Annotated in this window: 2 protein-coding genes; both read right to left on the bottom strand. The window is 46.1% G+C overall.

The features are described 5' to 3' along the window. Window positions 1–175, bottom strand: a 175-nt coding sequence (locus R7P72_RS25490) for a YfhL family 4Fe-4S dicluster ferredoxin (RefSeq protein WP_140375258.1), incomplete at its 3' end; no start/stop codon positions are given. A gap of 2 nt (window positions 176–177) precedes the next feature. Beyond that, window positions 178–1,121: U32 family peptidase C-terminal domain-containing protein (locus R7P72_RS25485; protein ID WP_318111017.1), on the bottom strand; the 944-nt coding region annotated here is incomplete at its 5' end.

Here is a 1,121-nt window from a genome sequence, read left to right as displayed (position 1 = left end):
ATTTTGTTATTGGACAAACTGACTGACAGGTAGGCTTTTCGTAATGACCTTTGCACTCAGTACATAAGTTAGGGTCGATTTCGAAGATGCTGTCTCCCATGCTGATCGCGCCATTCGGGCATTCCGGATCACACATGTCGCAGTTAATGCATTTGTCAGTGATGAGTAACGCCATGATTACTTACCAGTAGGGTTACGAGTGTCCTGGCCTGCGTTTAGATTGCGCATCAACAGGCCGTATTCTAGGTCCATGTCTTCAGGAACAGGAATGAATACGAAGTGGCCGTTACCTTTTGCGTCTTCAATTGACTCTGATTTGCGGTTTTCCATCGCTTCTAGAGTGAAAACAACGTTACCTTTTGGTGTCATTAACTCCAGGCTGTCACCTACAACGAATTTGTTTTTCACTTCAACTTCTGCCATGTCGCCACGACGTTTACCTGTGAACTCACCAACAAATTGTTGTGCGTCAGAGACTGAATAACCGTAGTCGTAGTTTTGGTAAGTATCGTGTGTATGACGACGTAGGAAACCTTCGGTGTAACCACGGTGAGCTAGGCTTTCTAGTGTACCCATTAGGCTTTCATCGAATGGTTTACCTGCAACTGCGTCGTCGATCGCTTTACGGTAAACTTGCGCTGTACGTGCGCAGTAGTAGAACGACTTAGTGCGGCCTTCGATTTTTAGTGAGTGAACACCCATCTTAGTTAGACGCTCTACGTGCTGAACCGCGCGTAGGTCTTTTGAGTTCATGATGTAAGTGCCGTGTTCATCTTCGTAGGCAGCCATTTTTTCTTCTGGACGATGCGCTTCAGAAAGCAGAACCACTTCATCCGTTGGTTTACCACGACCGATAGTGGTTTCAGGGCGCTCGTCTTGAACTTCAACAGGCTGTGCTTCAGTTGGGTCAAACTTCTCAACGATGTCGCCAGCGTCGTTTTCTTTGCCTTCTTCAACTTTGTATTCCCAACGACATGCGTTAGTACATGTACCTTGGTTAGGGTCACGCTTGTTAATGTAACCAGAAAGTAGGCAACGACCAGAGTAAGCCATACATAGTGCACCGTGAACGAATACTTCTAGTTCAGTTTCAGGGCAATGCTCACGAATTTCTTCGATTT

The organism is Vibrio sp. Vb0888, assembly GCF_033338835.1.
In the GTDB taxonomy this organism is placed as follows: Bacteria; Pseudomonadota; Gammaproteobacteria; order Enterobacterales; family Vibrionaceae; genus Vibrio; species Vibrio alginolyticus.
The sequence above is the reverse complement of the archived record's forward strand: the minus strand, read 5'-3'. Positions and strand labels throughout refer to the sequence as shown.